Below are 25,490 nucleotides of genomic sequence, written 5' to 3'. Positions count from 1 at the left end.
CGTATCAGGCCCCGCATCAGACCCCGCACCGGACGGCGGGACAGCCGCCGCCGTCACCGTCTCCACCCACGTCCTCGACACCACCACGGGCCGCCCGGCCGCCGCCGTCGCCGTCGAACTGTCCGCGCGCGACGGGGAGAACGGGGCGTGGGAGCCCGCCGGTACGGGGGTGACCGACGCCGACGGGCGCTGCCGGGGCCTCCCGGCGCTGCCGCCCGGCGCGAGCCACGCGCGGCTCGTGTTCGCCGTCGGGCCCTACCTGGCCCGCGGGCCGGGGAGAGCCTTCTTCCCGGAGGCGGCGGTCGCCTTCGCCGTCACGCCGGGCGAGCACTACCACGTACCCCTGCTGCTCAATCCGTTCGGCTACTCCGTATACCGAGGGAGCTAGCGACCGTATGCCCATCCTTGGCCAGAACCAGTACGGCAAAGCCGAGACCCGCCTCCTCAAGGTCACCCGGGACGGCGCCACCCACCACATCAAGGACCTCAACGTCTCCGTGGCCCTCTCCGGCGACATGGAGGACGTCCACCTCTCCGGCTCCAACGCCAACGTCCTGACGACCGACACCACCAAGAACACCGTCTTCGCCTTCGCCAAGGAGCGCGGCGTCGCCTCGGCCGAGGCGTTCGGCATCCATCTGGCCCGGCACTTCGTCGGCAGCCAGCGGTCCGTCGGCACCGCCCGCATCCGCATCGAGGAGTACGCCTGGGAGCGCATAGAGACGCCCGGCAAGGCGCGGCACTCCTTCGTCCGGGCGAACCGGGAGACCCGTACCGCGCAGATCACCTTCGACGGCTCGGTCTGGCAGGTGATCTCCGGGCTCAAGGACCTGGTGGTGCTCAACACCACCGACTCCGAGTTCCACGGCTTCGTCAAGGACCGCTACACCACGCTCCAGGAGACGAACGACCGCATACTCGCCACCCAGGTGCACGCCCGCTGGCGCCACACCTGGCAGTACGGCGACACGAACAACGCACCGGACTGGGACGAGAGTTACACCGCGACGCGCCGCCACCTGCTGACCGCGTTCGCCGACACCTACTCCCTCTCGCTCCAGCAGACGCTCTTCCGGATGGGCGCGCGGGTCGTCGACAACCGCCCCGAGATAGCCGAGATCCGCCTCTCGCTCCCCAACAAGCACCACTTCCTGGCGGACCTCGAACCGTTCGGCCTCAAGAACGACAACGAGGTCTACTTCGCGGCCGACCGCCCCTACGGCCTCATCGAGGCCACCGTCCTGCGCGAAGGCGCCCATGCCGCCATCCCGGCGGATCTGACGAACCTTCCGTGAGGCGCACCCTCCGAACCGACAGCGAGGAATCACCGTGGCCGCACCAACGGAAACCCACCGGCCGGCCGACCGGATCGTCATCGAGCACTGCGCGATCGCCACCGTCGACGCGCACGACACGGAGCACCGGAGCGGCCACATCGTCGTCGCGGGCAACAGGATCGAGTCCGTGGGCGCGGGCCCCGCCCCCGAGGGCTTCACCGGCGTCGTCCGCCGCGTCGACGGCACCGGCCACCTCGCCACCCCCGGTCTCGTCAACACCCACCACCACTTCTACCAGTGGCTCACCCGCGGCCTCGCCCAGAACTCCCCGCTCTTCGACTGGCTCGTCGCCCTCTACCCCGTCTGGGCGCACATCGACGAGGAGATGGTGCACGCCGCGGCCCAGGCATCCCTCGCGATGATGGCCCGGGGCGGCGTCACCACCGCCATGGACCACCACTACGTCTTCCCGCGCGGCTCCGGCGACCTCCTGGGCGCCGAGATCCGGGCCGCGCGCGACATGGGCGTCCGCTTCAGCCCCACCCGGGGCTCGATGGACCGCGGGAAGTCGCAGGGCGGGCTGCCCCCGGACTTCGCGGTCGAGACCACCGAACAGGCGCTGATCGCGACCGAGGAGGCCGTCGACACCCACCACGACCCGTCCTTCGACTCGATGCTGAGGATCGGCGTCGCCCCCTGCTCGCCCTTCTCCGTCTCCACCGAACTCCTCCGCGAGGCCGCGGCGCTGGCCCGCCGCAAGGGCGTGCGCCTGCACACCCACGGCTCGGAGACCGTCGAGGAGGAACAGTTCTGCAAGGAGCTGTTCGGCATGGGGCCCACGGACTACTTCGAGTCCACGGGCTGGCTCGGCGAGGACGTGTGGATGGCCCACTGCATCCATATGAACGACGCCGACATCGCGGCCTTCGCCCGCACCGGCACCGGCGTCGGCCACTGTCCCTCCTCCAACGCCCGCATCGCGGCGGGCACCGCCCGCGTCCCCGAGCTGCTGCGCGCGGGCGTCCCCGTCGGCCTCGGCGTCGACGGCACGGCCTCCAACGAGTCGGGCGAGCTCCACACCGAGCTCCGCAACGCCCTCCTGATCCACCGGCTCGCGGGCGGCGCCGACGTGTTGACGGTGCGTCAGGCACTGCGCCTGGGCACCTACGGCGGCGCGCAGGTCCTCGGACGGGCCGCGGAGATCGGGTCGCTGGAGCCGGGCAAGCTCGCCGACCTCGTGCTGTGGAAGCTCGACGGCCTCGGGCACTCGACCATCGCCGACCCCGTCGCCGCCCTGGTGCTCGGCGCCGCCGCGCCTGTCACCCTGTCACTGATCAACGGCCGGGCGGTCGTCGAGGACGGCAGGCTCACCACCGTCGACGAGGACGCCGTCGCGCGCGCCGCGCGTACGGCCTCCCGGCGGCTGACGGAACGCGCCGCCGGGGGCTGACCGGCGCTCTTCCTGTTCCGCGGCCGTGGCCGGCGCGACGGCCGGGGCCGGGGCCCGGACTCGGCCGAGGGGGACGGACCTCGGCCGGGCCCGCGGTACCCCTCGCGGGGCCGCGGGCGGCGGGCCGGGGTTGCGCGCCCCGGCCCGCCTTTTCCCGTCCGTCCGGCAACGTCAGCGCATCATCACCACCTCCACCACCTCCCTGAAGCCGTGTCACACATCGGCGACACGAAAACCGACAGGAGGAACCGCCGTGGCTTCAGTGCCCAGGTTCACGGAGCGCAGCGCCGAGCAAGGCGCCGAGCGAGGCGCCGAGCCGCCCGGCGCGTCCGGCGACGGAGACGACGGGGGAGGCGACGGCGTCCACCCGGTCGACCGGCTCGTACCGCCCGGAAAGCTGCTGGCCGGCGGCTTCCAGCACGTCGCTGCCAGCTACGCGGGGGTCGTCGCGCCGCCGCTCGTCCTCGGCGCGTACATCGGGCTCTCCCCGGCCCAGATCACCTTCCTCGTGGGGGCCTCCCTCTTCACGGCGGGTGTGGCGACGCTGCTCCAGACGATCGGCTTCTGGAAGGTCGGCGCGCGGCTGCCGTTCGTCAACGGCGTCTCGTTCGCGGGCGTCGCCCCCATGCTCGCCGTCGCGGACGCCCAGCCCGACCGGCGGGACGCCCTGCCGGTCATCTACGGGGCCGTCATCGTGGCCGGGGTGCTCGGCTTCGTCCTCGCGCCGTACTTCTGCAGGCTCGTCCGCTTCTTCCCACCCGTCGTGAGCGGCACCGTCATCACCCTCATAGGCATCAGCCTGCTGCCGGTGTCCTTCGGCTGGATCCAGGGCGGGCGCGCCGACCGGCCGGCCTCGCTCACCAACCTGGGCCTGGCCGGGGCGACCCTGGCCGTGGTCCTCGTGCTGCGGCGGCTGCTCAAGGGGTTCCTCCAGCAGATCGCGATCCTCCTCGGGCTGGTGGCGGGCACGCTCATCGCCGTGCCGGCCGGGGCGGTCGACTTCTCGCCCACCGAGCACGCCCGCGTCGTCGGTTTCCCGACCCCCTTCCACTTCGGGGCGCCGCACTTCGCGGTCTCCGCCATCGTGTCGATGTGCGTGCTCATGCTCGTCTGCATGACCGAGAGCACGGCGGACATGCTGGCGCTCGGCGAGGTGGTCGGCCGTACCGCCGACGAGAAGCTCATCGCGCGCGGCCTGCGGGCCGACACGCTCGGCTCGGCCGTCAGCCCCCTCTTCAACGGCTTCGCCAACAGCGCCTTCGCGCAGAACATCGGCCTGGTCGCCCTCACCAGGGTGCGCAGCCGCTTCGTGGTGGCGGCGTGCGGGCTGATGTTCGTCCTCCTCGGGCTGAGCCCCGTCTTCGCCTCGCTCATCGCCGTGGTGCCGCGGCCGGTGCTCGGGGGAGCGGGCATCGTGCTCTTCGGCAGCGTGGCGGCGAGCGGCGTCAACGTCCTCCGCACGGCGGGTCTGGACCAGGGGGACAACCTGCTGGTCGCCGCGACGTCGCTGGGGGTGGGGCTGATCCCGGTGGTGTCGCACACGTTCTACGACAACGCGGCGATTCCGGCTACGGTGCGGATTCTTCTTGATTCGGGGGTGAGCGCGGGGTGTGTGGTGGCGGTGGTGCTGAATGTTGTCTTCAACCACGTGCGACGTCGCCCTGACTGAGTGGTGGCGCCTACGGAGGTGCGACTTGCGCTTGGTGCGCGGCCGCGGGTTGTGTCGTGGCTGGGCGCGCCTACGCGGCGGAGCCGCATAATCGATACAGCCCCGCGCCCCTTTCGGGGCGCCCTGTCAGGGGGCACGACGACCCGCAGCCGCCGGACGGGTACGAGCGGCCGAGCTCGTAGGCGAAGGGGCGCGGGGAACTGCGCGACCAGCCCCCACCGGCCCGTAGCCGCCGGACGGCATAAGGCATCGAGCTCGTAGGCAGGGGGTCCGGGGGCGGAGCCCCCGGGGTGGGGTCGCATCGGCGGACACACCTCTACAGTGGCGCGCACATCGCACTGCGAAAGGCGCAAAATGGGGCATGTCGTCGCCCCGAGAGGCCAGCCGTGGATGAGCCACCCCAGAGCGCGAGCCCCGCAGGGGCGAAGCGCTTCCGATTCCCGAGTGCGCTCACCGTGCTCGCCGTCGTCACGCTCGTCGTCTGGGCCCTCACCTTCGTCATCCCCTCCGGGAGCTATCGGCGCAACGCCGCCGGGAAGCCCCTGCAGGGGACGTATCACCGGGAGCCCGCCCCGGGCGGCTTCGTGCACCGGCTCGGGGATCTCTTCCTCTCCCCGGTCAACGGGCTCTACGGCATTCGCGACAGCGGGACGGGCCAGGTCGCCCCGGACGCGGTGGGTGCCCTCTACGGCAGTGCGGGGGTGTTCCTCTTCGTTCTCGCGATCGGGGCGTTCATCACGGTCGTGTTCGCCACGGGCGCCCTGGACCGCGGCATCGAGCGGCTCGCGCACCGGCTGCGCGAGCGCGGGGCGCTGCTGATCGCCGGGGTGATGACCGTCTTCTCGCTGCTGGGCACCGTGGAGGGGTTCGCCGAGGAGACGCTCGGCTTCTACGGGCTGATCGTGCCGCTGATGCTGGCTCTCGGCTACGACCGCATGGTCGCCACCGGCACCATCATCCTCGGCGCGGGCGTCGGCGTGCTCGCCTCCACCGTCAACCCCTTCGCCACCGGAGTGGCCTCCTCCGCCGCCGACATCTCGCTCGGCGACGGCATCGCGCTGCGCTTCGCGATGTGGGTGGTGCTCACCGCCGTCACGATCGGCTACGTCCTGCGGTACGCGCACAAGGTGCGCACGGACCCGGGGCGCTCGCTCGTCGGCTTCCTGCCCGGCGACCGCGAACTGGCCGCGGAGGCACAGGCGCCGCCCGAGCTCACCGGGCTGCAGAAGGGGGTGCTCGGCCTGGTCGCCGCGGTGTTCGCCTTCATGATCTTCTCGGTGATCCCCTGGGCGAGCGCGCTCACCGGAAAGGCCGACGCGACCCCCTACGGCTGGGAACTCGGCTGGTCCTTCGCCCAGTTGGCGGCCCTCTTCCTGGTCGCCGCCGTGCTCGTCGGCATCGTCGCCCGCCTGGGCGAACAGCGGCTGAGCGAGCGGATCGTCCAGGGTGCGGGGGACTTCATCGCCCCCGCGCTGACGATCGTGCTCGCCCGCGGCGTCACCGTGATCATGAACAACGCCCGCATCACGGACACGGTGCTGCATTCCATCGAGGGCGCAGTCTCCGGCACCCCGGCCGCGCTCTTCGGGATCGTGGTCTACATCGTCAACCTGCCGCTGGCCTTCCTGATCCCCTCCACCTCCGGCCATGCCACCCTGGCCATGCCGATCCTCGCCCCGCTCGCCGACTTCGCGGGGGTGGCGCGCTCGGTGGTGGTCACCGCCTGGCAGGCGGCGAGCGGGGTGATGAATCTATGGGTGCCGACCACCGCCGTCATCATGGGCGGCGTCGCGCTCGCCAAGGTCGGCTACGACCGGTACCTGCGCTTCGTCTGGCCGCTGCTGATCCTGCTCTCCGTCCTCATCTGCGGCTTCGTCGCCCTGGGCGCCCTCGCGAGCTGACCGGAGCCCTGGGATCCCGGGGCCCGGGGGCCCGGGGTCAGAGGTGGATCTCCCGGCCGTCCGCGGCCACTTCCACCAGCGCCGACGTCAGCAGCGAACGCTCGCGGGAGGCCGGGTCCGCGGCGGGGTTGGTGTTGTTCAGGTGGGTGTAGAACCAGCGGGTGTCCGTGTGCCCGCGCAGCCGGGCCAGGGTGCCTCCGGCGCCGGTGATGGGGAGGTGGCCCATCGCCCGCGCCCCCGGGCCGTGGCCCGTCATCCGCTCCATCTCGTCCTCGCTCCAGAACGTGCCGTCGAGGATCGCGCACCGGGCCCCCGACAGGGCCGCCGCCAGCTCCTCCGGCCACCGGGCGAGGGACGGCGCGTAGACGGCGGCCGAGCCCGTCACCGTGTCGTCGAAGCGGTAGGCCACCACCCAGGGGCCGGGGCGGGAGGAGCCCGCGGCGTAGCGCGGGCGCTTGTCGCTCACGGGGATCACCGAGACACGCAGCCTGCCGTCGTCCAGCCGCAGCTCCCCCGCGAGGGTCTGCCAGCGGGCCGCGCCGTACGGGGCGAGCAGGCTGCGCAGCGGGAAGTCCTCCGTGAGGGCGGCCACCACGGCCGCCGGGGCGAACAGGTCGAGCGCGGCGCCCTCGCGCAGCGCCAGCAGCCCCGTGGTGTGGTCGAGCTCCCCGTCGGTGAGCAGCACCCCGCGCAGCGGGGTCCGGCGGGTGCCGCCGGGCGGGGCGAGCTCCGGGGACGCGAGGATCTGCGGCCGGATGTCGGGCGAGGCGTTGACGAGGTACCAGGCGTCGGGGGAGGCGCTGACGGCCAGGCACTCCTGGGTGCGCCACACCGCCGGGCCCGCGGCGCGGGCCCGGGAGCAGCCGGGGCAGGCGCAGTTCCACTGCGGCAGACCGCCGCCCGCCGCCGTCCCCAGGATGCGCAGCCTCACTCCCGCCCCCTGACCCTGCTTCCGCCCGCCTCAGCTCAGCAGCCCGTACACATGCAGCGCCTTGGAGAACGTGGGCACGTACACCTTGCCGCCCGCCACGGTCGGCGGGGCGAACTTCGCGTACAGGCCCACGTCGTCGCGGGCGGCGTTCATCTTGCTGTTCCACACCTCCTGGGTCAGGTCGGTGGCCCGGTAGGCGCGGACCACGCCCGCGACCACGGCCTGGTTGGCATTGTCGCGGTACGGGTGGGTGGCCCAGAGGATGCCGGTGGCCGGGTCGTCGCCGAGGGCGGAGAGGGACATGGCACCGCCCGGCATGCCGATGGAGCCGCCGGGGTTGCCCGTGGGGTCCGTCGTGGTGCTCGTCGACACCGGCGTCGTCTGCAGCAGGCCGCCCGCGAAGCGATAGGCCCGCAGGAAGGCGTTCTCGGGCCAGATGTACGCCCATGGCCCGCCGCCACCGCGGAAGTTCCAGTACACGGGCCCGCCGTGGATGTGGTGGGAGAGCCCGCCGGGCCGCTCCACATAGAAGCTCTGCACGATCTGGCTGTCGGAACCGGCGTGGAAGTGGCCCATGGCGCCGGTGTCCAGCAGGTAGAACTTGCTCTCCTTGCCGCCGCCCAGCAACAGGCGGGTGCCCGGGACCAGCAGCGGCCCGGCCGAGCCCAGGTCGGCGTCGGCGCGGTCCAGGTCGGCGTTGTTGAACGGGGAGAACCAGTCGGCGAGCGCGAGATCGGGGGTGAGCTTGACGACGGCGTCGCCCAGCTCCGAACCGTCCTCGTGGAAGCCGCCGTTCCCGGTCATGAAGTAGACGTTGCCGTGGTCGTCGGCCGCGAGCCCCTGACCCGCCTGCCAGACGCCGCCCCGCTCGGTGCCGGGCGTGGTCACGTACACGCCCGTCTGCCGGAGGGTGCCCGCGTCGAAGGCGAACACCCAGCCGTGGTACGGATCCTGGTCGCCGTACGAGGCGAACGCGACGTACACCCTGTCGCCCGCGAGGGTCAGGGCCGGCCGCTGGTTCTGCCGGTTGGCGGTGAACGTCAAGGTGCCGTGGGAGCTGCCCGCGCCGCTGCCGGGCACGGTGGCGGCGATCCGCACCGGGCCGCCGAGCGCCTCCCCGCCGGTGGACAGATCGAGCGCGTGCAGGGTGTGGTGGTACGCGCCCTGCTCCTTGGTGAAGGCGACGACATAGAGGAGCTGCCGCTGCACATCGATGACCGGGGTGCTCAGCACCCCCACCTCGATCGCGATGTCGTGGTAGGGCGTCGGGCCGATGTTGGGGTCGGGCAGGGAAACGGCGGGGCCCAGCGAGGTGCGCCACAGCGGGGCCGTGGCGGCCGGGTCGTCGGCGTCGAAGGCGTAGACGCTGTTGTGCATCGTGGCCGTGAAGACGACATTGCGCAGGCCGTGGCCCGCGACGGGGCACTGGGCGAGGTAGAGGGGCTGGGCGTAGATCTCGCCGTCCACGGAACGGCTGAAGAGCTTGCCGAAGGTGTTCGGGCCGACGTTGTCCGGACGGAGGGCCGCCTCCAGCAGATTGGCGCCCGTACGGCGATTGTCATTGTGCTGCGTGGTGACCGACAGGGCGTTCATGACGTCGTCTTCTCCTGTGCTCCTGCTCCTGCTCCGTCCGGGACGTCGTTTCCGGCTGCTCCGCCTGTTGCCCCGTTTGTTCCCGCCCCTGCTCCCGCGGCGGGGCGGTTCCGGTGCCGGACCCGGATGCGCGGGCGGGCACGGGCGTCGGTACGGGGCACGAGCGGTGTGGCACCGGCGGCTCGGGCGGTATCGGTGCGGACGGCCTCGGCCAGCGCCGCGTGGTGCGGGGACAGCGCGCACACCGGGTCCGTGGCGGAGGCGTCCCCGGTCAGCTGGAAGGCCTGGCACCGGCAGCCGCCGTGGTCGATCTCCCTGCGGGCGCAGCTGCGGCACGGCTCCCGCATCCACTCCGTGCCGCGGAAGCGGTTGAAGGCGGGGGAGTCGAACCAGATGTCGGCGAGCCGAGCTCGAGCGACGTTCACCACGCCGAGCCCCGGGATCTGCGCTGCCGCGGGGCACGGCAGCACGTCCCCGTTGGGCGTGACGGTCAGCTGGCGGCTGCCCCAGCCGTGCATGCAGGGCTTGGGCACGCCCTCGTACAGATCGGCCACCACATAGACGATCTCCAGCCGCCCGGCCAGCCGCTCCCGCGCGGCCCGGATCACCGGCTCGGCCGCGGCGAGCTGCTCCCGCGTGGGCAGCAGGGCCCGGCGGTTGAGCAGGGCCCAGCCGTAGTACTGCGCGTTGGCCAGCTCCAGACGGTCGGCACCCAGCCGCTCGGCGAGCTCGATCAGCTCCCCGGCCCGCCCGATGGTGGCCCGGTGCAGCACGGCGTTGAGCGTCAGCGGCAGGCCGGCCTCCTTGACGAGCGCGGCGGCGGCGAGCTTGCGCCGGTGCGCCGGGCGGCCCGCGATGGTGTCCGCCTCCGGGGCGTCGGCGCTCTGGACGCTGATCTGCACATGGTCGAGCCCGGCCGCGGTCAGCGCCGCCAGCCGCGTCGCGGTGAGGGCCTGGCCGCCGGTGACGAGGCCGGTGTAGAGCCCCAGGGCATGGGCGTGCGCGACGATCGCGGTCAGGTCGCCCCGCAGCAGCGGCTCCCCTCCGGAGAAGTGCACCTGGAGCACTCCGAGTTCGCGGGCCTCGGTGAGCACGCGACACCAGTCGGCGAGGGACAGCTCGTCGGCGTAGGCATCGAGGGCCACCGGGTTGGAGCAGTAGGCGCAGCGCAGCGGGCAGCGGTACGTCAGCTCGGCGAGCATCCCGAGCGGCCTGTCCGGCGGCTTGCCCCATGGCCTGTCCGGTGGCCTCTCCGACGGCTTATCCATCGGTGCGCTCCGGGGCGGCGGGGGAGGGCCCGGCGGCGCTGTGCCCGGGGACGGCGGGGGACGGTGACGGCTCGACCAGGCGCCGTCGGGCCAGCTCCGCGAGGAAGGCGCGGATCTCCCGGGCGGGCACGCCCGCGTACGTCCGGGAGAGGGCCTCGGCGAGGGCGCTCTCGTCGGTGCCGCCGTCGCACAGGGCGAGGACGGCGGCCGCGGTCTCGTTGAGCAGCAGGACGCCCTCGGGGTGGAGCAGCACTCCGGTGTCACGGACCGGGTCGTGGCGGAGGCGCACCCCGCCGCGCAGCCGCCAGCGCACTGCGGTACCGGCCCCTGCCGCGCGACCGGGCTCCGTCGTGCTCATGGCGTCCTGCCCGCGTGCTCAAGGGCGTCGAGCATGGCCCAGAGCACGTCGCACTTGAACGCCAGCGCCGCGAGCGCGGCTTCCTGCCGCTCCTGCGTGGTGCAGTGGGTGAGGACGAGATCCAGCGCGTGCCGGGCGTCCTCGGTGGCGGCGGCGGGCCGCTCGGCGAAGTAGCCGTGGCCTGACGCGGCGATCCACGGATAGTGGGTGCGCAGCGCGTCGAGGCGCTCCCGCATCAGCTCGGGCGAGAACAACTCGGTGAGCGACGAGGCCACGGCCTCGATCCAGGGCCGGGTGCGGGCGAAGGCGACATAGGAGTCGGTGGCGAAGCGGACGCCGGGGATCACATGGCGCTCGTCCAGCACCTCGGCGCGGCTGAGGCCCGCGGCCTCCGCGAGGTCGAGCCACTGGGCGTGGCCGCCGCGCCGCTCGGCCGTGCCGTCCTGGTAGAGGACGCGCTGGACCCAGCGGCGGCGCACCTCCGGATCGGGGCAGTTGGCGACGATGGCCGCGTCCTTCTGCGGCAGACACCTCTGGTAGTACCACCGGTTGGCGATCCACTGGCGCAGCTCCTGCCTGCTCAGCTCGCCCCGGTGGAGACGCAGGTGCAGCGGGTGCTTGTGCCAGTAGCGGTCGGAGTGCGCGCGCAGCGCGGTGGTGAAGTCCTGCGGGCTCCGGGCGGGGGTCATCACCATCGCCCGGCGTACGCCGTGACCTCTTCGCCGAGCTCGATGTCCGTGAAGACGGGCGGCAGCCATGGACGGAGCGCGGGCCCGGTGGGATCCCCGGCAGTGCCGATGTCCCCATGGGCGGCGGCCGGCGGTGGCGTGGCGAGTGGCCTGTCGTCCGGCCGGACGGTGCTGGTGATCGGTGCTGCGGCCATGGCGGCTCCCCCGTGACGTCCTGGTGCGGGGCGCCTGGTGGGTGTGCCCCGCTCCCTTCCAGGGTGAGCCAGGGCACACATGAGCCACAATCACTGGATCGGGTGAACAATCATCAAATCACCCGTCTCATCCGTCTCAGCCCGTCCCGTCGAGCAGTTCGTACGCGGGCAGCGTCAGGAACTCCGTGTAGTCCTCGTCCAGGGCGACCTTCAGCAGCAGGTCGTGCGCCTGCTGCCACTTCCCGGCGGCGAAGGCGCCCTCTCCGCTCTCCCCGGCCTCCTCGCGGATCGCGGCGAGCTCCTCGGCCGCCACCCGGCGGACCAGGTCGGCGGTGGCCTTCTCACCGCCGGCCTCACCGCCCGCCTCGCCGCTGTCGAACACCACGCCCGCGTTGACCCACTGCCAGATCTGCGAGCGCGAGATCTCCGCCGTCGCCGCGTCCTCCATGAGGTGGAAGATGGCGACGGCGCCCAGGCCGCGCAGCCACGCCTCGATGTAGCGGATGCCGACCGCGACGGCGTTGCGCAGGCCCTCGAACGTCGGCCTGGCCTCCAGCGAGTCGACGGCGATGAGGTCCCGGGCGGTGACCGTCACGTCCTCGCGCAACCGGTCCTTCTGGTGCGGCCGGTCGCCGAGCACCGCGTCGAACGCGGCACGGGCGACGGGCACCAGGTCGGGGTGGGCGACCCACGAGCCGTCGAAGCCGTCGTGCGCCTCGCGCTCCTTGTCCGTCCGGACCTTGGCGAACGCGGCCTCGTTGACCTCGGGGTCCGTGCGGGAGGGGATGAAGGCCGCCATGCCGCCGATGGCGTGCGCGCCGCGCCGGTGGCAGGTGCGCACCAGCAGCTCGGTGTACGCGCGCATGAACGGCGCCGTCATCGTCACCGCGTTGCGGTCGGGCAGGACGAACCGGGGGCCGGCGTCACGGAAGTTCTTGATGAGGGAGAAGAGGTAGTCCCAGCGGCCCGCGTTCAGCCCCGAGGCGTGCTCGCGCAGTTCGTGGAGGATCTCCTCCATCTCGTACGCGGCGGTGATCGTCTCGATGAGCACGGTCGCGCGTACCGTGCCCCGCGGCAGGCCCACGTACTCCTGGGCGAAGACGAAGACGTCGTTCCAGAGCCGGGCCTCCAGGTGCGACTCGGTCTTGGGCAGGTAGAAGTACGGGCCCTTGCCGAGCTCGACGAGGCGCCGGGCGTTGTGGAAGAAGTAGAGGCCGAAGTCGGCCAGGGCGCCGGGCACGGGGCGGCCGTCGACGGCCAGGTGGCGCTCGTCCAGGTGCCAGCCGCGCGGCCGGACCACCACGGTGGCGAGCTCCTCGGCGGGCCGCAGCGCGTACGTCTTGCCGCGGGCGTCGGTGAAGTCGATGCGGCGCTCGTACGCGTCGGTCAGGTTGAGCTGCCCGCGCACAACGTTCTCCCAGGTGGGAGAGGAGGCGTCCTCGAAGTCGGCGAGCCAGATCCGGGCGCCCGAGTTGAGCGCGTTGACGGTCATCTTGCGGTCGGTCGGGCCGGTGATCTCGACCCGCCGGTCCTGGAGGGCGGCCGGTGCGGGGGCCACGCGCCAGCTGTCGTCCTGCCGGATGCCCGCGGTCTCCGGGAGAAAGTCCAGGGTGCCGGTGCGGGCGATCTCCGCCCGGCGCTCGGCGCGGCGGGTCAGCAACTCGTCCCGGCGCGCCGTGAAGCGGTGGTGCAGCGCGCCGACGAAGGCGAGGGCTTCCTCTGTCAGGAGTTCTTCCTGCCGTTCCACGGTGGGGGCGGTGACGATGGCCGGTTCGGGCATGGGCCACTCCTTCGGGTGGCGGCACGGGGTGCCGCGGGAGCCTGAGTGAATGGAGAGTAGTTTCCTTATTGTGGAAGTTCAATGGCGCGCGGTGCCAGTGCGCGGTGCGCGGTGCCGGTGCTGTTCGGGTGCGGGTTGTTTTTTCGGCGCGCCTACCGGGGTGCCTCTTGGGCTTGGTCCGCGACTGCGGGCCGGTGAGGGGCTTGGCGCGCAGTTCCCCGCGCCCCTTAAGGGGGCTTCGCCCCCGAACTACGCCTCCAGGAGCGGCAGGTCCTCCGGGGTGTCGATGTCCGTCGGGTCCGCCACGTCCGCGCACTCCACCGGCGTCACCCGCGCCGCGTGTTCGCGCAGGTAGGCGCGAGCCCCGCGGTCGCCCTCCGCCGAGCGGGCCACTCCCGCCCAGTGTTCGCGTGCGAACAGCACCGGGTGCCCGCGTTCCCCCTCGTACGTCGCCGCGGCCAGCTCCGCGCCCGCGCGGTGCGCCGCCAGCAGGCGGGCCACCGCCGCCGCGCCCACGCGTGGCTGGTCCACCAGCGTCACCAGCACCGCCGTCGCGTCCGTCGAGGCCAGCGCCGCGAGTCCGGCGCGGAGCGAGGAGCCCATGCCCGTCGCCCAGTCCGGGTTGTCCACGAGGACGCAGCCGGGCAGTTCGGCGCGGGCCCGTACGTCCTCCGCCGCCGCGCCGAGCACTACGTACCGTGGTACGCAGCCGCCGTCACGCAGTGCCCGGGCCGCGTGCTCGATCAAGGGGCGCCCCCGGTGCTCCAGCAAAGCCTTCGGACGACCGCCCAGCCGCCGCCCGGCTCCGGCGGCCAGCAGCAGGCCTGCCACGGGCGGGGCGCCCGCCCCGGGGGTGCCGTCGGGAGCCTCTGTCGTGTCCGTGGTCCGCGTCATGGAGCCTGCATACCGCATGGATGCGTGCGGGTGGTGAGAAGACGGACCGTCACCCGTGCGTGCGGCGTACGGACTGAATTTCGCTGTGCGTATAGCGCGCTGTACGGAAAGTGCGTTAACTGATCGGCGCGAGCGCGTGGGAGGGGGAGTGTCGTGGCGGAAGGCGCCGTTGTGATGGAAGAAGGGCGAGAGGGCAGCGCCGGCCGGGCCGGTCAGGGCGGTCCGGATCCCCGGGTGGACGCGTTGCGGGACGCGGTCTCCCGGCTGCGGCGGGCGCTGGCGGCGCACCCCGCCCGGTTACCCGACCGGGACGCCGCCGAGGACGAGCTGGCCGCGCTCGACGCGATGGCCCGTGCGGGGGAGCCGGAGGTTTCGCGGCTGCGCCGCTCCTTGCTGCTGGTTGCGGGGGCGGTGGGTTCTGTGAGTGCCCTTGCGCCGGCGCTCGGTGAGTTGCGGGCGGCGGTTGACGGTTTTGGTGAGGTGCGGGTGCCGCGGCAGGGGTGACCGGGGCTTGCGCCCCGGGCCCCGTTTTTGCGTGCGGGTTCGCTGTGCGGCGCCTACCGGGGTGCCTCGTGAGCTGGGTGTGCGGCTGCGGGTGCGTTGTGGCTGGGCGCGCAGTTCCCCGCGCCCCTGACGGGGCGCCTCCTGCGGGGCGCCCCTTACTGGGCGCTCAGCGCCGCCGACAGTTCCGCTGCCACTTCCTGGAGGAGGGGCACGATGCGTTCCGTCGCCTCGTCCGTGACGCGGCCCGCCGGGCCCGAGATCGAGATGGCCGCGCAGGTGGGGGAGTCGGGCACCGGGACCGCCAGGCAGCGGACGCCGATCTCCTGCTCGTTGTCGTCCACCGCGTAACCCGACTCGCGCACCCGGGCCAGCTCCTCCAGGAAGGCGTCCGGCGAGGTGATCGTCTTCTCGGTCGCCGCGGGCATGCCCGTACGGGCCAGCAGCGTGCGCACCTCCTCGTCGGGGCCCTGGGCGAGCAGCGCCTTGCCCACTCCGGTGGTGTGCGGCAGCACCCGCCGCCCGACCTCGGTGAACATCCGGACCGAGTGCCGCGAGGGCACCTGGGCCACGTAGACGACCTCGTCACCGTCGAGCAGCGCCATGTTGGCGGTCTCGCCCGTCTCCTCGACCAGGCGGGCCAGGTGCGGGCGGGCCCACGTGCCCAGCAGCCGGGAGGCGCTCTCGCCGAGCCGGATCAGCCGGGGGCCGAGCGAGTAGCGGCGGTTGGGCTGCTGGCGCACGTAGCCACAGGCCACCAGCGTGCGCATCAGGCGGTGGATGGTCGGCAGCGGCAGTCCGCTGCTCGTGGACAGCTCGCTGAGCCCGACCTCACCGCCTGCGTCGGCCATCCGCTCCAGCAGGTCGAAAGCGCGCTCCAGTGACTGGACGCCACCACTGGTCGGGGCGGTGCGGGGGTCGGCGGGCGAGGGCACGGCTGCGGTCCTTCCGGTACAAGGGGTGGGAGCAGCCTACCGGCACTCCGGCACCCCCACCTGTCTCCTTCCGGCATTCGAAAATCGACTTCTGTCCACTGAGAACCGCTGAGAACCGCTGAGAGGCGTGGTCGCGGTGGTGAGGTCTTGACGGGTACGGGACACGGCTGAAGACTGCCTGCGCCGCGGTTCAACAGAACGTTGAAATTCCGGCTCGGTGGCCCGAAGGGTCACGGGAGGAGGATGGCGTGGGCGTGTCCGCAACGAACGCGGGGGGTGCGGGGAGCCCCGGCCCGCCGGTGGAGCTGGTGCTGCGCTCCACCCGTGTCGTCACCCCGGAGGGCGTCAGGGCCGCCGCCGTCGCCGTCGCCGCAGGCCGGATCACGGCCGTCCTGCCCTACGACAGCGTGCCCTGCGACAGCGTGTCCTACGGCAGCGACCTGCGGACCCCGGCGGCCGCGGGCGGGCCGGCGGTCGAGGACCTCGGTGACGACGTCCTCCTCCCCGGCCTCGTCGACACCCACGTCCACATCAACGACCCGGGACGTGCCACGTGGGAAGGGTTCGCCACCGCCACCCGTGCCGCCGCCGCGGGCGGCATCACCACGCTCGTCGACATGCCGCTCAACAGCGTCCCGCCCACCACGACCGTCGCGCACCTGCGGGCCAAGCAGGCCACGGCGAGCGGCCGGACCCACGTCGACCTCGGTTTCTGGGGCGGTGCCCTGCCCGGCAACCGCGCGGACCTGCGCCCGCTGCACGACGCCGGGGTCTTCGGCTTCAAGGCCTTCCTCTCGCCCTCCGGCGTCGACGAGTTCCCGTCGCTCGGCCCCGCCGACCTGGCGCCCGCGGCGGCCCGCATCGCCGCGTTCGGCGGCCTGCTCATCGTGCACGCCGAGGACCCGCACCACCTGGAGCGCGCACCGCAGCCGCACGGGCCACGCTACGCGGGCTTCCTCGCCTCCCGGCCGCGCGCCGCCGAGAACGCGGCCATCGCCCGGGTCCTCGACGTCGCGGCCCGGCTGGGCACCCGCGTCCACATCCTCCACCTGTCGTCGGCCGAGGCCCTGCCGATGATCGCCGACGCGAAGGCGGACGGCGTGCCCGTGACCGTCGAGACCTGTCCGCACTTCCTCACCCTCACCGCGGAGGAAGTCCCCGACGGCGCCACCGAGTTCAAGTGCTGCCCGCCCATCCGCGAAGCCGCCAACCAGGACGCCCTGTGGGCCGGTCTCGCCGACGGCACCATCGACTGCGTCGTCTCCGACCACTCGCCCTGCACCACCGACCTCAAGGTCCCCGACTTCGGCCGCGCCTGGGGCGGCATCTCCTCCCTCCAACTGGGCCTGCCCGTCATGTGGACCGAGGCCCGCCGCCGCGGCCACACCCTCCACGACCTCGCCCGCTGGCTCTCCGGCGGCCCCGCCGCCCTCGCGGGGCTGCGCACCAAGGGGGCCGTCGAGGCGGGCCGCGACGCCGACTTCGCCGTCCTCGCCCCCGACGAGACCTTCACGGTCGACCCGGCCGCGCTCCACCACCGCAACCCCGTCACCGCGTACGCCGGGAAGACCCTGCACGGCGTCGTACGGTCGACATGGCTGCGCGGCCGCAGGATCGCCGGGCCCGGCGGCGTCACCGAGCCCACGGGGCTCCTCCTCGAAAGGCAGCGCAGCGCATGAGCGAACCCGACGACATATCCGCCGTATCCGCTGTATCCGCCGTATCCGTCGGCACTCCCTCCTTCACCGGGGCCGCGCGCCCCTACGCGGGCGGCGACCCGTACGGCGACTACCGGACCGCCGCCTTCCCCTTCGACCGGTTTCCCGACCTCGCCGACCGGCGGCTGGGCGGCGGGGTCGTCGCCGCCAACGACGAGTTCTTCGCCGAGCGCGAGAACCTCCTCACGCCCGGCCCCGCCCGCTTCGACCCCGGGCACTTCGGCCACAAGGGCAAGGTCATGGACGGCTGGGAGACCCGCCGCAGGCGTGGCGCCTCCGCCGCCGACCCGCACCCCGCGGACGACGACCACGACTGGGCTCTCGTACGCCTCGGCGCGCCCGGCGTCGTGCGCGGCATCGTCGTCGACACCGCCCACTTCCGTGGCAACCACCCGCAGTCCGTCGCCGTCGAGGCCACGGCCGTGCCCGGCACGCCCTCGCCGGAGGAACTCCTCGCCGACGACGTGAAGTGGACGGTCCTCGTTCCGCGTACGCCGGTCGGCGGCCACGCCGCGAACGGTTTCGCCGTCCGGTCGGTGGAGCGCTTCACCCATATGAGGCTCCGTCAATACCCTGACGGAGGCATCGCCCGGCTCCGCGTCCACGGCGAGCCCGTGCCGGACCCGGCGTGGCTCGCCGCCCTCGGCACGTACGACGTGGCCGCCCTGGAGAACGGCGGCCTCGTCGAGGACGCCTCCGACCGCTTCTACTCCTCGCCGTTCCACACCATCCACCCCGGACGCTCGCACCGCATGGACGAGGGCTGGGAGACGCGCCGCCGCCGCGACCGCGGCCACGACTGGGTGCGTTACCGGCTCGCCGGCCACGCGACCCTCCGGGCACTGGAGATCGACACCGGCTGCTACAAGGGCAACGCGGCGGGGTGGGCGAGCGTGTCCGTCCTCGACGCGACGACGGGGGCGGATCCTTTGGACCACGGTGTGGGGTGGCGGGAGATTCTGCCGCGGACGCGGTTGCAGCCGGACACGGTGCACCGTTTTCCGCTGACGGAGGGTCCTGCGGTGACGCATGTCAGGATCGACATCCACCCTGACGGGGGTATCGCGCGCTTGCGCGCGTACGGCTCCCTTCTCGACCGGTAGGTGGCTCCGGCCGTCGTCTTGCGGCCGTGTCCTCAAACGCCGGACGGGCTGGTGGGTGGGTGGTGAGGTTGGTGGGGGAGTATTTCCGGGGGCTCCGCCCCCGGGCCCCCACGGGGGCTCCGCCCCTCGACCCCGTAAGGGCAGCGCGGGACTGTGACATTCTGCGGCGCCGACGGCCCGCAGCCAGGCGCGCCCCGTCAGGGGCGCGGGGAACTGCGCGACCAGCCATCGACAACCCGCAGGCGCGAACCGGGCCCGGGTGGCAACCCGGTGGGCGAGCGGGCCCCCGGCCCGCAGTCGCGCGCGCAGCGCAAGAGGCAATCCGGTGGGCGCGCCGCCGCCCACCGACCCGCAGCCGCGCGCAGCGCAAGACGCACCCCCCGGTGCCGTCAAGCAGTCAGCGTCCGCCAGAAAAGAAGCTCGTACGACTGCAACAGCCGTCCGTACCGATGGGCCAAACGCTCCGTCAGAAGTCCGGAATCCAGGCCTGATTGAACCGCGGCGACGGCCAGCGACTCCGCCTCCGGTGATGGTTCCGCGAAGAAGTCGAAGAAGGAACACGCGTCGTCGGCGAAGCCGTAGTGCCGCCGCATGGCTTGCGCGACCGCGCCGCAATAGCCGGACCACGCCGCGAAGTTGGCCGTCAGCGCGACCACCGCGTCCGACGGTTCCGCCCCGAGGGCCAGCCACGCCGCGTACGCCGGATACGCCTGGCAGCCCGGGCGCGGCTCGTGCGCCTCGACGGCCGTCGCGTCCAGTCCGCAGGCGGCCGTCAGGGCCGTCAGCCGTCGGAAGGCCTCCGTCTCGCCCTCGGCGAGGAAGCGGAAGAAGGCCGCTTCGGCGGGGCGCGCCGCCGCCCGTTCGGCCAGGAACAGAAAGCTGCGGCGGTCCCCGGTGATGATGTGATGCTGCTCCAGCGCGAGGGCCGCGAAGACCTCGCGGGGTGCCGCGCCGGTGGCGAGCAGCGACACCAGCGGGTTCGCGTCGTCCGCCGGTGCGAGCTCACGGGCCGCGTCCGCCAGGACGTCCGGGGCTGTACGAGCGGTACGGGTCATCGCACCAGGCTGCCAGAAGATCGGCGCTACTTCGCCCCGGCCACGTAGAAGAGGAGGAAGAGGAAGCCCGCGAAGAAGTGCACGGCCACGAGGTAGATGAAGATCCGGATCGTGATCGCCAGGGGGGCCCGGTCCTGTTCGTTCACCTTCTTCTTCGCTGTCGGATTCACTGCCGGCTTCGCTGTCGGCGCGGCGATCCCCACGGTGTTGGCGTCCTGCGAGGCGTTGCTCACGGCATTCCCCTCCGGGTCGGTTCGGCGCCGCCGAGGCACAGCTCGGTCGCGCCGCTCTGCATCAGCGTGTGCATGAAGAGCAGGTCCACCCCACTGCCCGAGGCCGCCGCGATGCGGTGCGGGGTCAGCGAGTCGAAGTGCGCCGCGTCGCCCGCGTCCAGCAGGTGTACGGACTCCCCGAGCATGAGCCGCAGCCGCCCGGCGGTGACGTACAGCCACTCCTCGCCGGGGTGCACCCGGACCAGTTCGGCCTGGCTGCCCGCGCCCGGCGGCACGTGCAGGCGCAGGGCCTGCATGGCCCGGCCGGAGCCGCCGGCCCGCCAGTAGGTCCAGCCGCCCGACTCCTGGGCTTCCATGCGGTCCCCGCGCACAATGGGATCGCGCTCCGGGATCGCCTCGCCGAGGAGGTCCGACACGGTCGTGCCGTACGTACGGGCCAGCGTCAGCAGCATCGGCAGGGACGGGGTGCGGCGGCCGGTCTCCAGACGGGACAGGTGCGCCGGGGACAGACCGACGCGCGCGGCGGCGGCCTCCAGGGTCAGGCCACTGCGTCTGCGCAGGTCGCGCAGGCGGGGGGCGACGGACGGCAGCTCGGTGGGATCGGCCGCTCCGTGGAGTGCGGCCAGGTCGGTCGACGGCGGGCTCATGCCTTCCGGTATAGCCCTGCTCATGCCTCAGAGGCAAAAGTTTTGCCCCCGAGGCAAAATGGCTGGAAGCAAGGCTTCCGCAAAACCCTTGGCGGGATCTCTACGCCCATTCCTCACAATCCCCTCACCTGCGGTTATGCATCCGGTGAACAGCCTGGAAACTCTTGTTTTTGGCATTGACATGACACGGCGTTTTCCCGCCATGCTGTCCGGCATGAACACCCCCCTTCTCTCCGTCCGCGTGACACGTACCGCGGCGCTCGCCGCGCTGGCCTCGGCGCTGCTGCTCGGCGGCCCCGCCGTGGCGGCCACTCCCACCGCGGCCGCCCACCCGGCCGCCCACCCGGTCGTCGCCGAGGTGCAGGCCGTCGGCGACATCTGCTACGGCGACCTGCCGTCCCAGGCGCACGACACCATCACCCTGATCGACCAGGGCGGCCCGTTCCCGTACCCGCGGGACGGCATCGTCTTCTCCAACCGCGAGGGTGTGCTGCCGGGTCAGTCGAGCGGCTACTACCACGAGTACACCGTGAAGACCCCCGGCGCCCCGGACCGCGGTGCGCGCCGCGTCATCACCGGCAAGCGGTACCACGAGGACTACTACACGGCCGACCACTACGCGACCTTCGCCCGCGTCGACTTCACCTGCTGAGCCCACGCCTGGGAGCCCATGCCCGGTCCTCCGGGCGGACCGGTAGGACCATAGGACCATTGGGGTCATCCCACCGCGATTCGCGTCCCGCCGTCGCCCCGACGGCGGGACCCTTCGTTTCAATGGGCGGGTGAGAACCCGGTCCGTGCGCGTCCTGGCCGCCGTGGCGGCCGTCGCCGCCTGCCTCGCCCTCGCCCAGCTCCCATCCGCGCCCCGGCCCGGCGCCCCCGACCTCGGCCCGGACGTCACCGTCCTCGACCCCGGCATGCCCGCGGACCGGGTCCAGCGGACGGTGGACGCGGTCTTCGAGGAGCAGGAGAAGAACCAGTTCGGCCCCGCGCGCCGGGCGCTGCTCTTCAAGCCCGGCAGCTACGACGTCGACGTCAAGGTCGGCTTCTCCACCCAGGTCGCGGGGCTGGGGCGCTCGCCCGACGACGTGACCATCAGGGGCGGCGTGCACGTCGACGCCCGCTGGTTCCGGGGCGACGCCACCCAGAACTTCTGGCGCGGCGCCGAGAACCTCTCCGTCGTCCCCGCCTCCGGCACCGACCGCTGGGCCGTCGCCCAGGCCGGTCCGTACCGCCGGATGCACCTGCGCGGCGACCTGCGGCTCGACGACGGCGGGTGGGCCAGCGGCGGCTTCATCGCCGACTCGCGGATCGACGGGCGGGTGCGGTCGGGCACCCAGCAGCAGTGGCTCTCGCGCGACAGCCGCTTCGGCGGCTGGGACGGCGCCACCTGGAACATGGTCTTCGTCGGCGTGCGGAACGCGCCCGCGGGCACCTTCCCCCGGCCGCCCTACACCCGCGTCGACCGGACCCCGGTGATCCGCGAGAAGCCCTTCCTGTACGTGGACGGCGCGGGCGCGTACCGCGTCCTCGTCCCCGGCCTGCGCACCGCCACCAGCGGCCCGACCTGGGAGCGCGGGGCCCGGCAGCCGGGGACGTCGCGCCCGCTCGACCGGTTCCTCGTCGTACGGCCCGGGACGAGCGCGGAGCGGATCCAGGCGGCGCTCGCGCGCGGCATGGACCTGCTCTTCACGCCCGGCGTCCACCACCTCGACCGCGCCCTGCGCGTCACCCGCCCCGGCACCGTCGTCCTCGGGCTGGGGCTCGCGACGCTCGTGCCCGACCGCGGCACGCCCGCGCTGACCGTCGCCGACGTGGACGGCGTACGGATCGCGGGCCTCCTCGTCGACGCCGGGTCCGCCGCCTCGCCCGCCCTGATGGAGATCGGGCCGCCCGGCTCCCACCGGCGCCACGCGCACGACCCCGTCTCCCTGCACGACGTGTTCTTCCGCATCGGCGGCGCGGGCATCGGCCGGGCCGTACGGACCCTCGTCGTCAACAGCTCCGACGTCATCGGCGACGACCTGTGGCTGTGGCGCGCCGACCACGGCAGCGGCGTCGGCTGGGGCGCCAACACGGCCGCCGAGGGGCTGGTCGTGAACGGCGACCACGTCACCATGTACGGCCTGTTCGTCGAGCACTACCAGCGGCGGCAGACCGTCTGGAACGGCGAGGACGGCCGCACGTACTTCTTCCAGAACGAACTGCCCTACGACCCGCCCTCCCAGGCCGCCTGGCGCGGCGGCGGCACCAAGGGGTGGCCCGCGTACGAGGTCACGGGCCGGGTGCGCCGCCACGAGGCGTGGGGTCTCGGCAGCTACGCCCACTTCACCACGGACCCGGGGATCGTCGCCGACCGCGCCTTCGCGGCGCCCCGGACGGCCGGGGTGCGCTTCCACGACCTCGTCGCGGTCTCCCTGGACGGCAGGAGCACCATCCGCCACGTCGTCAACGACACCGGCGGCCCGGCGGACGCCCGTGGCCGTGTCGCCTTCCTCCGCTCCTATCCCTGAGCCATCCGCGGCGGGGTGTACCGGCGGGGCCAACGCACCTGTCCGGATCACCTCTTGACGGGGAGTCTCCTTTTCCCTGAGCCCTTCAGTCCGGAGGGTTCCGCCGGTTACTGTGGTGATCTTGAAGGGCAGGAGGCTTCCCATGGGAACGGACATCGGCGGCATAGTCGATCTGGCGGCGATGGGGCAGGAGTTCGCGAAGGCCCCGTACCGGGTCTACGCGGAGCTGCGCGCGGCCGGGCCCGTGCATCGCGTACGGATGCCGGAGGGTGCCGAGGCGTGGCTCGTCGTCGGCCACGACGAGGTCAGAGCCACGCTCAACGATCCACGGCTGTCCAAGGACTGGGACGCCGCCGCCGAGGACACCCCGCTCATCTCGGTGGCCTCGGGCAAGCACATGCTGATCAGCGACCCGCCGCAGCACACCCGGCTGCGCAGGCTCGTCGCCAGGGAGTTCACGCCCAAGCACGTGGCGGCGTTGGCACCCCGCGTGCAGCGGATGACGGACGAACTGCTGGACGCGATGGCCGCGGCGCCGGACCGCCGGGCCGACCTCGTCGACGCCCTGTCCTTCCCGCTCCCCATGGGCGTCATCTGCGAACTGCTCGGCGTGCCCTCGCTCGACCGCGCGGCGTTCCGCGCCTGGTCCAACGTCGCCGTCGGCTCCGCGCCGGTGGACGAGAAGGCCGTCGCGGCGAAGGAGGGCCGCGCCTACCTCGCCGGGCTGATCGCGGGCAAGCGCGAGCACCCCGGCGACGACCTGCTCAGCCTGCTGATCCGCACCACGGACGAGGAGGGCGACCGGCTCTCCGCCGACGAGCTCCTCGGCATGGCCTGGCTCCTGCTCGTCGCGGGCCATGAGACCACGGTCAATCTGATCTCGAACGGTGTCCTGGCCCTTCTTCGGCACCCCGACCAGATGGCGGCGCTGCGCGCCGACGACGGGCTGATGGAGAACGCGGTCGAGGAGATGCTGCGCTACGACGGGCCGGTCGAGACGCCCACGTACCGCTTCACGCGGGAGCCGATCGAGGTCGGCGGGGTGACGATCCCCGGGGGCGGGGCCCTGGTCCTGCCGGTGCTCGCCGACGCGGACCGCGACCCCGCGCGGTTCGAGGACCCGGACCGCTTCGACATCCGGCGCGACGCGCGCGGGCACGTCGCGTTCGGGCACGGCATCCACTACTGCCTCGGCGCTCCGCTGGCCCGGCTGGAGGCGCGCATCGCGATCCGGTCGCTGCTGGCGCGCTTCCCGGATCTGGCGCTGGACGTCCACCCGGGGGCGCTGGCCTGGCGCGAGGGAATGCTGATCCGGGGGCCGGTCAGGGTTCCTGTTCGTTTTTGACGTTGCGCCTACCGGGTTGCCACCCGGGCCCGGTGGGCGGCTGCGGGTCCGGTGGGGGCTGGTCGCGCCCACGCGGCGGAGCCGCAATTGTCACAGCCCCGCGCCCCTGATGGGGCGCCCTGCCCCGGGACGCGGGGGTCTGGGGGCGCAGCCCCCAGAGAAGACTTTTCCGTCTGCGGCAACCACGTCACTCGGGGTGCGGCGCCGCCAGTTGGTCGCGCGCCAGCGCGAGCTCGCGCAAGGCGCGGGCCCGGGTCGCCGCGGGCACCGCGTGCTGGTGTTCCAGGAACGCCGCCACGAACACCGCCCGCCGCCCCGCCGGGTAACGCTTCTCGGTCAGGAACGGCAGGTCGTTGTTGACCATGCTCCGGGCCACCAGCAGCGGAGTGTCGCTGTGGAGCGGCCGGAACGCGGGGTTGTGGAGGCCCGGGCCCGGGTGGCCGGGGAAGAATTCGCCGAGCATCATGCCGTCCCCGACGAACTCCGGCTTGAGGCGGTCGTGGACCCGGACCACGGTCTCCCGCGACAGACCGGGCAGGACCAGCACGATCGTCTTGTCGACGGTGTGCGGGCCGCCGCGCGGCTCCATGGCCAGCCAGTGCGCCTTGAGCGCGAGCGCGGCCGCCGTCAGGTCGTCCTCGCCGCGGACCGGTGGATCGGCCAGGGCGAACCGGATCAGGCCCAGCCGCTGCGAGAGCGGGACGAACGGGCAGACCGCGCCGCGCCTGCCGAGGTCGGGGTGCGGGCGGGCTATGTGGCCGGAGACCCACTCCACGACCGGGCGCAGCCGCTCGTCCTCGGCGGCCGCGGCCTCCTCGTACAGCCGGATGCGCGAGAGGCCGGGCCCCGCGCGGCCGCCGCTCACCGGTGTGCCGTGTCCGTGCCCGTGCGCGTATGCCTGGCTCATCGCTGGTTCCCCCCGTGGGCAAGCTGTCGTGTACACACGGAAACGAGCCGGGCGGGCGGCGCGGTTGAGCGGTGGACAAAAATTCGTTCGGTCATGGCCTGCGACGGGCTTTCATCGGGGCGAGCGGGGCTACGCCGCCAGAGCGGATCCGAACTCGACGAGCAGTAAGGCGGAGGCCGCCAGCAGCAGTACGCCGGAGCCGCCCAGCAGCAGCCGGTAGCCGCGGGTGCCGATCCGGTGCCGGGCCCGGGACACGATCACGGCGAGCGCCGCCTTGCTGCCGACGAGCAGCGCGTAGAAGCCGAGCAGGAAGCCGCCCGCGCCCGGCGGGCTGCTCCGCCAGGCGGCCACCAGCAGGGGCGCGCCGGTCGTGAGCCAGAACATCCACGGGTGCGGGCTGAGCAGGTTGACCAGTGCGCCCTGCCACAGCGTGCGCCGCCCCGCCGGGCGTGCCTCGGCCGTACCGGCCGTCGGTACCTCGGCGGTACGGGCCTCGCGCAGCGTCGTCGCGGCCAGCCAGGCCAGGAAC

25 protein-coding genes are annotated in these 25,490 nt (G+C 73.0%); 11 read left to right on the top strand and 14 right to left on the bottom strand.

Annotated features, from left to right (window positions below):
* The 5 genes from uraH to K6I34_RS07020 all read left to right on the top strand — a co-directional run.
* Positions 1–388, top strand: a 388-nt coding sequence (gene uraH / locus K6I34_RS07040) for a hydroxyisourate hydrolase (protein WP_229323272.1), incomplete at its 5' end; no start/stop codon positions are given.
* A gap of 7 nt (positions 389–395) precedes the next feature.
* Entirely contained in the window at positions 396–1,295 is a 900-nt protein-coding gene (gene pucL / locus K6I34_RS07035; RefSeq protein WP_229323270.1) for a factor-independent urate hydroxylase, read from the top strand.
* Between the two features lie 34 nt (positions 1,296–1,329).
* Complete coding sequence (locus K6I34_RS07030; RefSeq protein WP_229323268.1) at positions 1,330–2,727, top strand: 8-oxoguanine deaminase; 1,398 nt, start codon at positions 1,330–1,332, stop codon at positions 2,725–2,727.
* Between the two features lie 253 nt (positions 2,728–2,980).
* Positions 2,981–4,396, top strand: a complete 1,416-nt coding sequence (locus K6I34_RS07025) for a nucleobase:cation symporter-2 family protein (protein WP_229323266.1) — start codon at positions 2,981–2,983, stop codon at positions 4,394–4,396.
* 386 nt (positions 4,397–4,782) lie between these two features.
* Positions 4,783–6,297 carry a YfcC family protein gene (locus K6I34_RS07020; RefSeq protein WP_229323264.1) on the top strand — a complete coding sequence of 505 codons (1,515 nt, stop codon included), beginning with the start codon at positions 4,783–4,785 and terminating at the stop codon, positions 6,295–6,297.
* Positions 6,298–6,334: 37 nt separating this feature from the next.
* Here the strand turns inward: K6I34_RS07020 and pqqB are convergent, their stop codons facing one another.
* From pqqB to K6I34_RS06980, 8 genes are all read right to left on the bottom strand, one after another.
* Positions 6,335–7,228 (bottom strand): pyrroloquinoline quinone biosynthesis protein PqqB, encoded by an 894-nt coding sequence (gene pqqB / locus K6I34_RS07015; RefSeq protein ID WP_229323262.1) that lies wholly within the window; start codon positions 7,226–7,228, stop codon positions 6,335–6,337.
* Positions 7,229–7,258: 30 nt separating this feature from the next.
* Positions 7,259–8,821, bottom strand: a complete 1,563-nt coding sequence (locus K6I34_RS07010; RefSeq protein WP_229323260.1) for a hypothetical protein — start codon at positions 8,819–8,821, stop codon at positions 7,259–7,261.
* Positions 8,818–10,089: a pyrroloquinoline quinone biosynthesis protein PqqE gene (gene pqqE, locus K6I34_RS07005; RefSeq protein ID WP_229323259.1), complete on the bottom strand. Its 1,272-nt coding sequence runs from the start codon at positions 10,087–10,089 to the stop codon at positions 8,818–8,820. The genes K6I34_RS07010 and pqqE overlap by 4 nt, the downstream gene beginning before the upstream one ends.
* Positions 10,082–10,447 (bottom strand): pyrroloquinoline quinone biosynthesis peptide chaperone PqqD, encoded by a 366-nt coding sequence (pqqD, locus tag K6I34_RS07000; protein ID WP_229323257.1) that lies wholly within the window; start codon positions 10,445–10,447, stop codon positions 10,082–10,084. The genes pqqE and pqqD overlap by 8 nt, the downstream gene beginning before the upstream one ends.
* Complete coding sequence (gene pqqC / locus K6I34_RS06995; RefSeq protein WP_229323255.1) at positions 10,444–11,136, bottom strand: pyrroloquinoline-quinone synthase PqqC; 693 nt, start codon at positions 11,134–11,136, stop codon at positions 10,444–10,446. The genes pqqD and pqqC overlap by 4 nt, the downstream gene beginning before the upstream one ends.
* The gene (locus tag K6I34_RS06990; RefSeq protein WP_229323253.1) at positions 11,136–11,330 is read right to left on the bottom strand and encodes a hypothetical protein; all 195 of its coding nucleotides are present in this window, start codon (positions 11,328–11,330) and stop codon (positions 11,136–11,138) included. Before K6I34_RS06990 ends, pqqC begins: the two co-directional genes overlap by 1 nt.
* 136 nt (positions 11,331–11,466) lie before the next feature.
* On the bottom strand, positions 11,467–13,110 hold the full coding sequence (gene aceB / locus K6I34_RS06985; protein ID WP_229323250.1) for a malate synthase A: 1,644 nt from the start codon (positions 13,108–13,110) through the stop codon (positions 11,467–11,469).
* Between the two features lie 249 nt (positions 13,111–13,359).
* Positions 13,360–14,004 (bottom strand): NTP transferase domain-containing protein, encoded by a 645-nt coding sequence (locus tag K6I34_RS06980; protein WP_229323248.1) that lies wholly within the window; start codon positions 14,002–14,004, stop codon positions 13,360–13,362.
* Positions 14,005–14,178: 174 nt separating this feature from the next.
* Here K6I34_RS06980 and K6I34_RS06975 point away from each other — a divergent pair, with 174 nt between their 5' ends.
* Positions 14,179–14,508, top strand: a complete 330-nt coding sequence (locus K6I34_RS06975; protein ID WP_229323278.1) for a DUF5955 family protein — start codon at positions 14,179–14,181, stop codon at positions 14,506–14,508.
* Between the two features lie 155 nt (positions 14,509–14,663).
* Here K6I34_RS06975 and K6I34_RS06970 read toward each other — a convergent pair whose 3' ends face one another.
* Complete coding sequence (locus K6I34_RS06970) at positions 14,664–15,440, bottom strand: IclR family transcriptional regulator (RefSeq protein WP_229323246.1); 777 nt, start codon at positions 15,438–15,440, stop codon at positions 14,664–14,666.
* A 254-nt stretch (positions 15,441–15,694) separates the two neighbouring features.
* Here K6I34_RS06970 and allB point away from each other — a divergent pair, with 254 nt between their 5' ends.
* Together allB and alc are read left to right on the top strand one after the other, a co-directional pair.
* Positions 15,695–17,119: an allantoinase AllB gene (gene allB / locus K6I34_RS06965; RefSeq protein ID WP_229323276.1), complete on the top strand. Its 1,425-nt coding sequence runs from the start codon at positions 15,695–15,697 to the stop codon at positions 17,117–17,119.
* The gene (gene alc, locus K6I34_RS06960) at positions 17,116–18,261 is read left to right on the top strand and encodes an allantoicase (protein WP_229323244.1); all 1,146 of its coding nucleotides are present in this window, start codon (positions 17,116–17,118) and stop codon (positions 18,259–18,261) included. The genes allB and alc overlap by 4 nt, the downstream gene beginning before the upstream one ends.
* A 389-nt stretch (positions 18,262–18,650) precedes the next feature.
* Here alc and K6I34_RS06955 read toward each other — a convergent pair whose 3' ends face one another.
* From K6I34_RS06955 to K6I34_RS06945, 3 genes are read right to left on the bottom strand one after another with little or no spacing between them, the layout of a single operon-like run.
* Complete coding sequence (locus K6I34_RS06955) at positions 18,651–19,316, bottom strand: transcriptional regulator (protein ID WP_229323242.1); 666 nt, start codon at positions 19,314–19,316, stop codon at positions 18,651–18,653.
* 26 nt (positions 19,317–19,342) lie between these two features.
* Positions 19,343–19,549 carry a DUF6126 family protein gene (locus tag K6I34_RS38575; RefSeq protein ID WP_229323241.1) on the bottom strand — a complete coding sequence of 69 codons (207 nt, stop codon included), beginning with the start codon at positions 19,547–19,549 and terminating at the stop codon, positions 19,343–19,345.
* The gene (locus tag K6I34_RS06945) at positions 19,546–20,196 is read right to left on the bottom strand and encodes a helix-turn-helix domain-containing protein (RefSeq protein ID WP_229323239.1); all 651 of its coding nucleotides are present in this window, start codon (positions 20,194–20,196) and stop codon (positions 19,546–19,548) included. Before K6I34_RS06945 ends, K6I34_RS38575 begins: the two co-directional genes overlap by 4 nt.
* A 214-nt stretch (positions 20,197–20,410) precedes the next feature.
* Between K6I34_RS06945 and K6I34_RS06940 the strand changes: the two genes are divergently transcribed.
* The 3 genes from K6I34_RS06940 to K6I34_RS06930 all read left to right on the top strand — a co-directional run bounded on the left by K6I34_RS06940 (position 20,411) and on the right by K6I34_RS06930 (position 24,054).
* A complete protein-coding gene (locus K6I34_RS06940) occupies positions 20,411–20,848 on the top strand; it encodes a ribonuclease domain-containing protein (RefSeq protein WP_229323237.1) in 438 nt (145 codons plus the stop codon).
* A gap of 130 nt (positions 20,849–20,978) precedes the next feature.
* Complete coding sequence (locus tag K6I34_RS06935) at positions 20,979–22,709, top strand: coagulation factor 5/8 type domain-containing protein (RefSeq protein WP_308293971.1); 1,731 nt, start codon at positions 20,979–20,981, stop codon at positions 22,707–22,709.
* A 142-nt stretch (positions 22,710–22,851) separates the two neighbouring features.
* Positions 22,852–24,054 carry a cytochrome P450 gene (locus K6I34_RS06930; RefSeq protein ID WP_229323235.1) on the top strand — a complete coding sequence of 401 codons (1,203 nt, stop codon included), beginning with the start codon at positions 22,852–22,854 and terminating at the stop codon, positions 24,052–24,054.
* A 187-nt stretch (positions 24,055–24,241) separates the two neighbouring features.
* Here K6I34_RS06930 and K6I34_RS06925 read toward each other — a convergent pair whose 3' ends face one another.
* On the bottom strand, positions 24,242–24,961 hold the full coding sequence (locus tag K6I34_RS06925; RefSeq protein ID WP_229323233.1) for a DUF6875 domain-containing protein: 720 nt from the start codon (positions 24,959–24,961) through the stop codon (positions 24,242–24,244).
* Positions 24,962–25,090: 129 nt separating this feature from the next.
* The coding region (locus K6I34_RS06920) for a LysE family transporter (RefSeq protein WP_229323231.1) at positions 25,091–25,490 on the bottom strand (400 nt) is incomplete at its 5' end.

The organism is Streptomyces sp. UNOC14_S4 (genome assembly GCF_020740835.1).
Taxonomy (GTDB): Bacteria; Actinomycetota; Actinomycetes; order Streptomycetales; family Streptomycetaceae; genus Streptomyces.
Note: the sequence above shows the minus strand (reverse complement) of the source record. Positions and strands in the feature narration are given on the sequence as shown.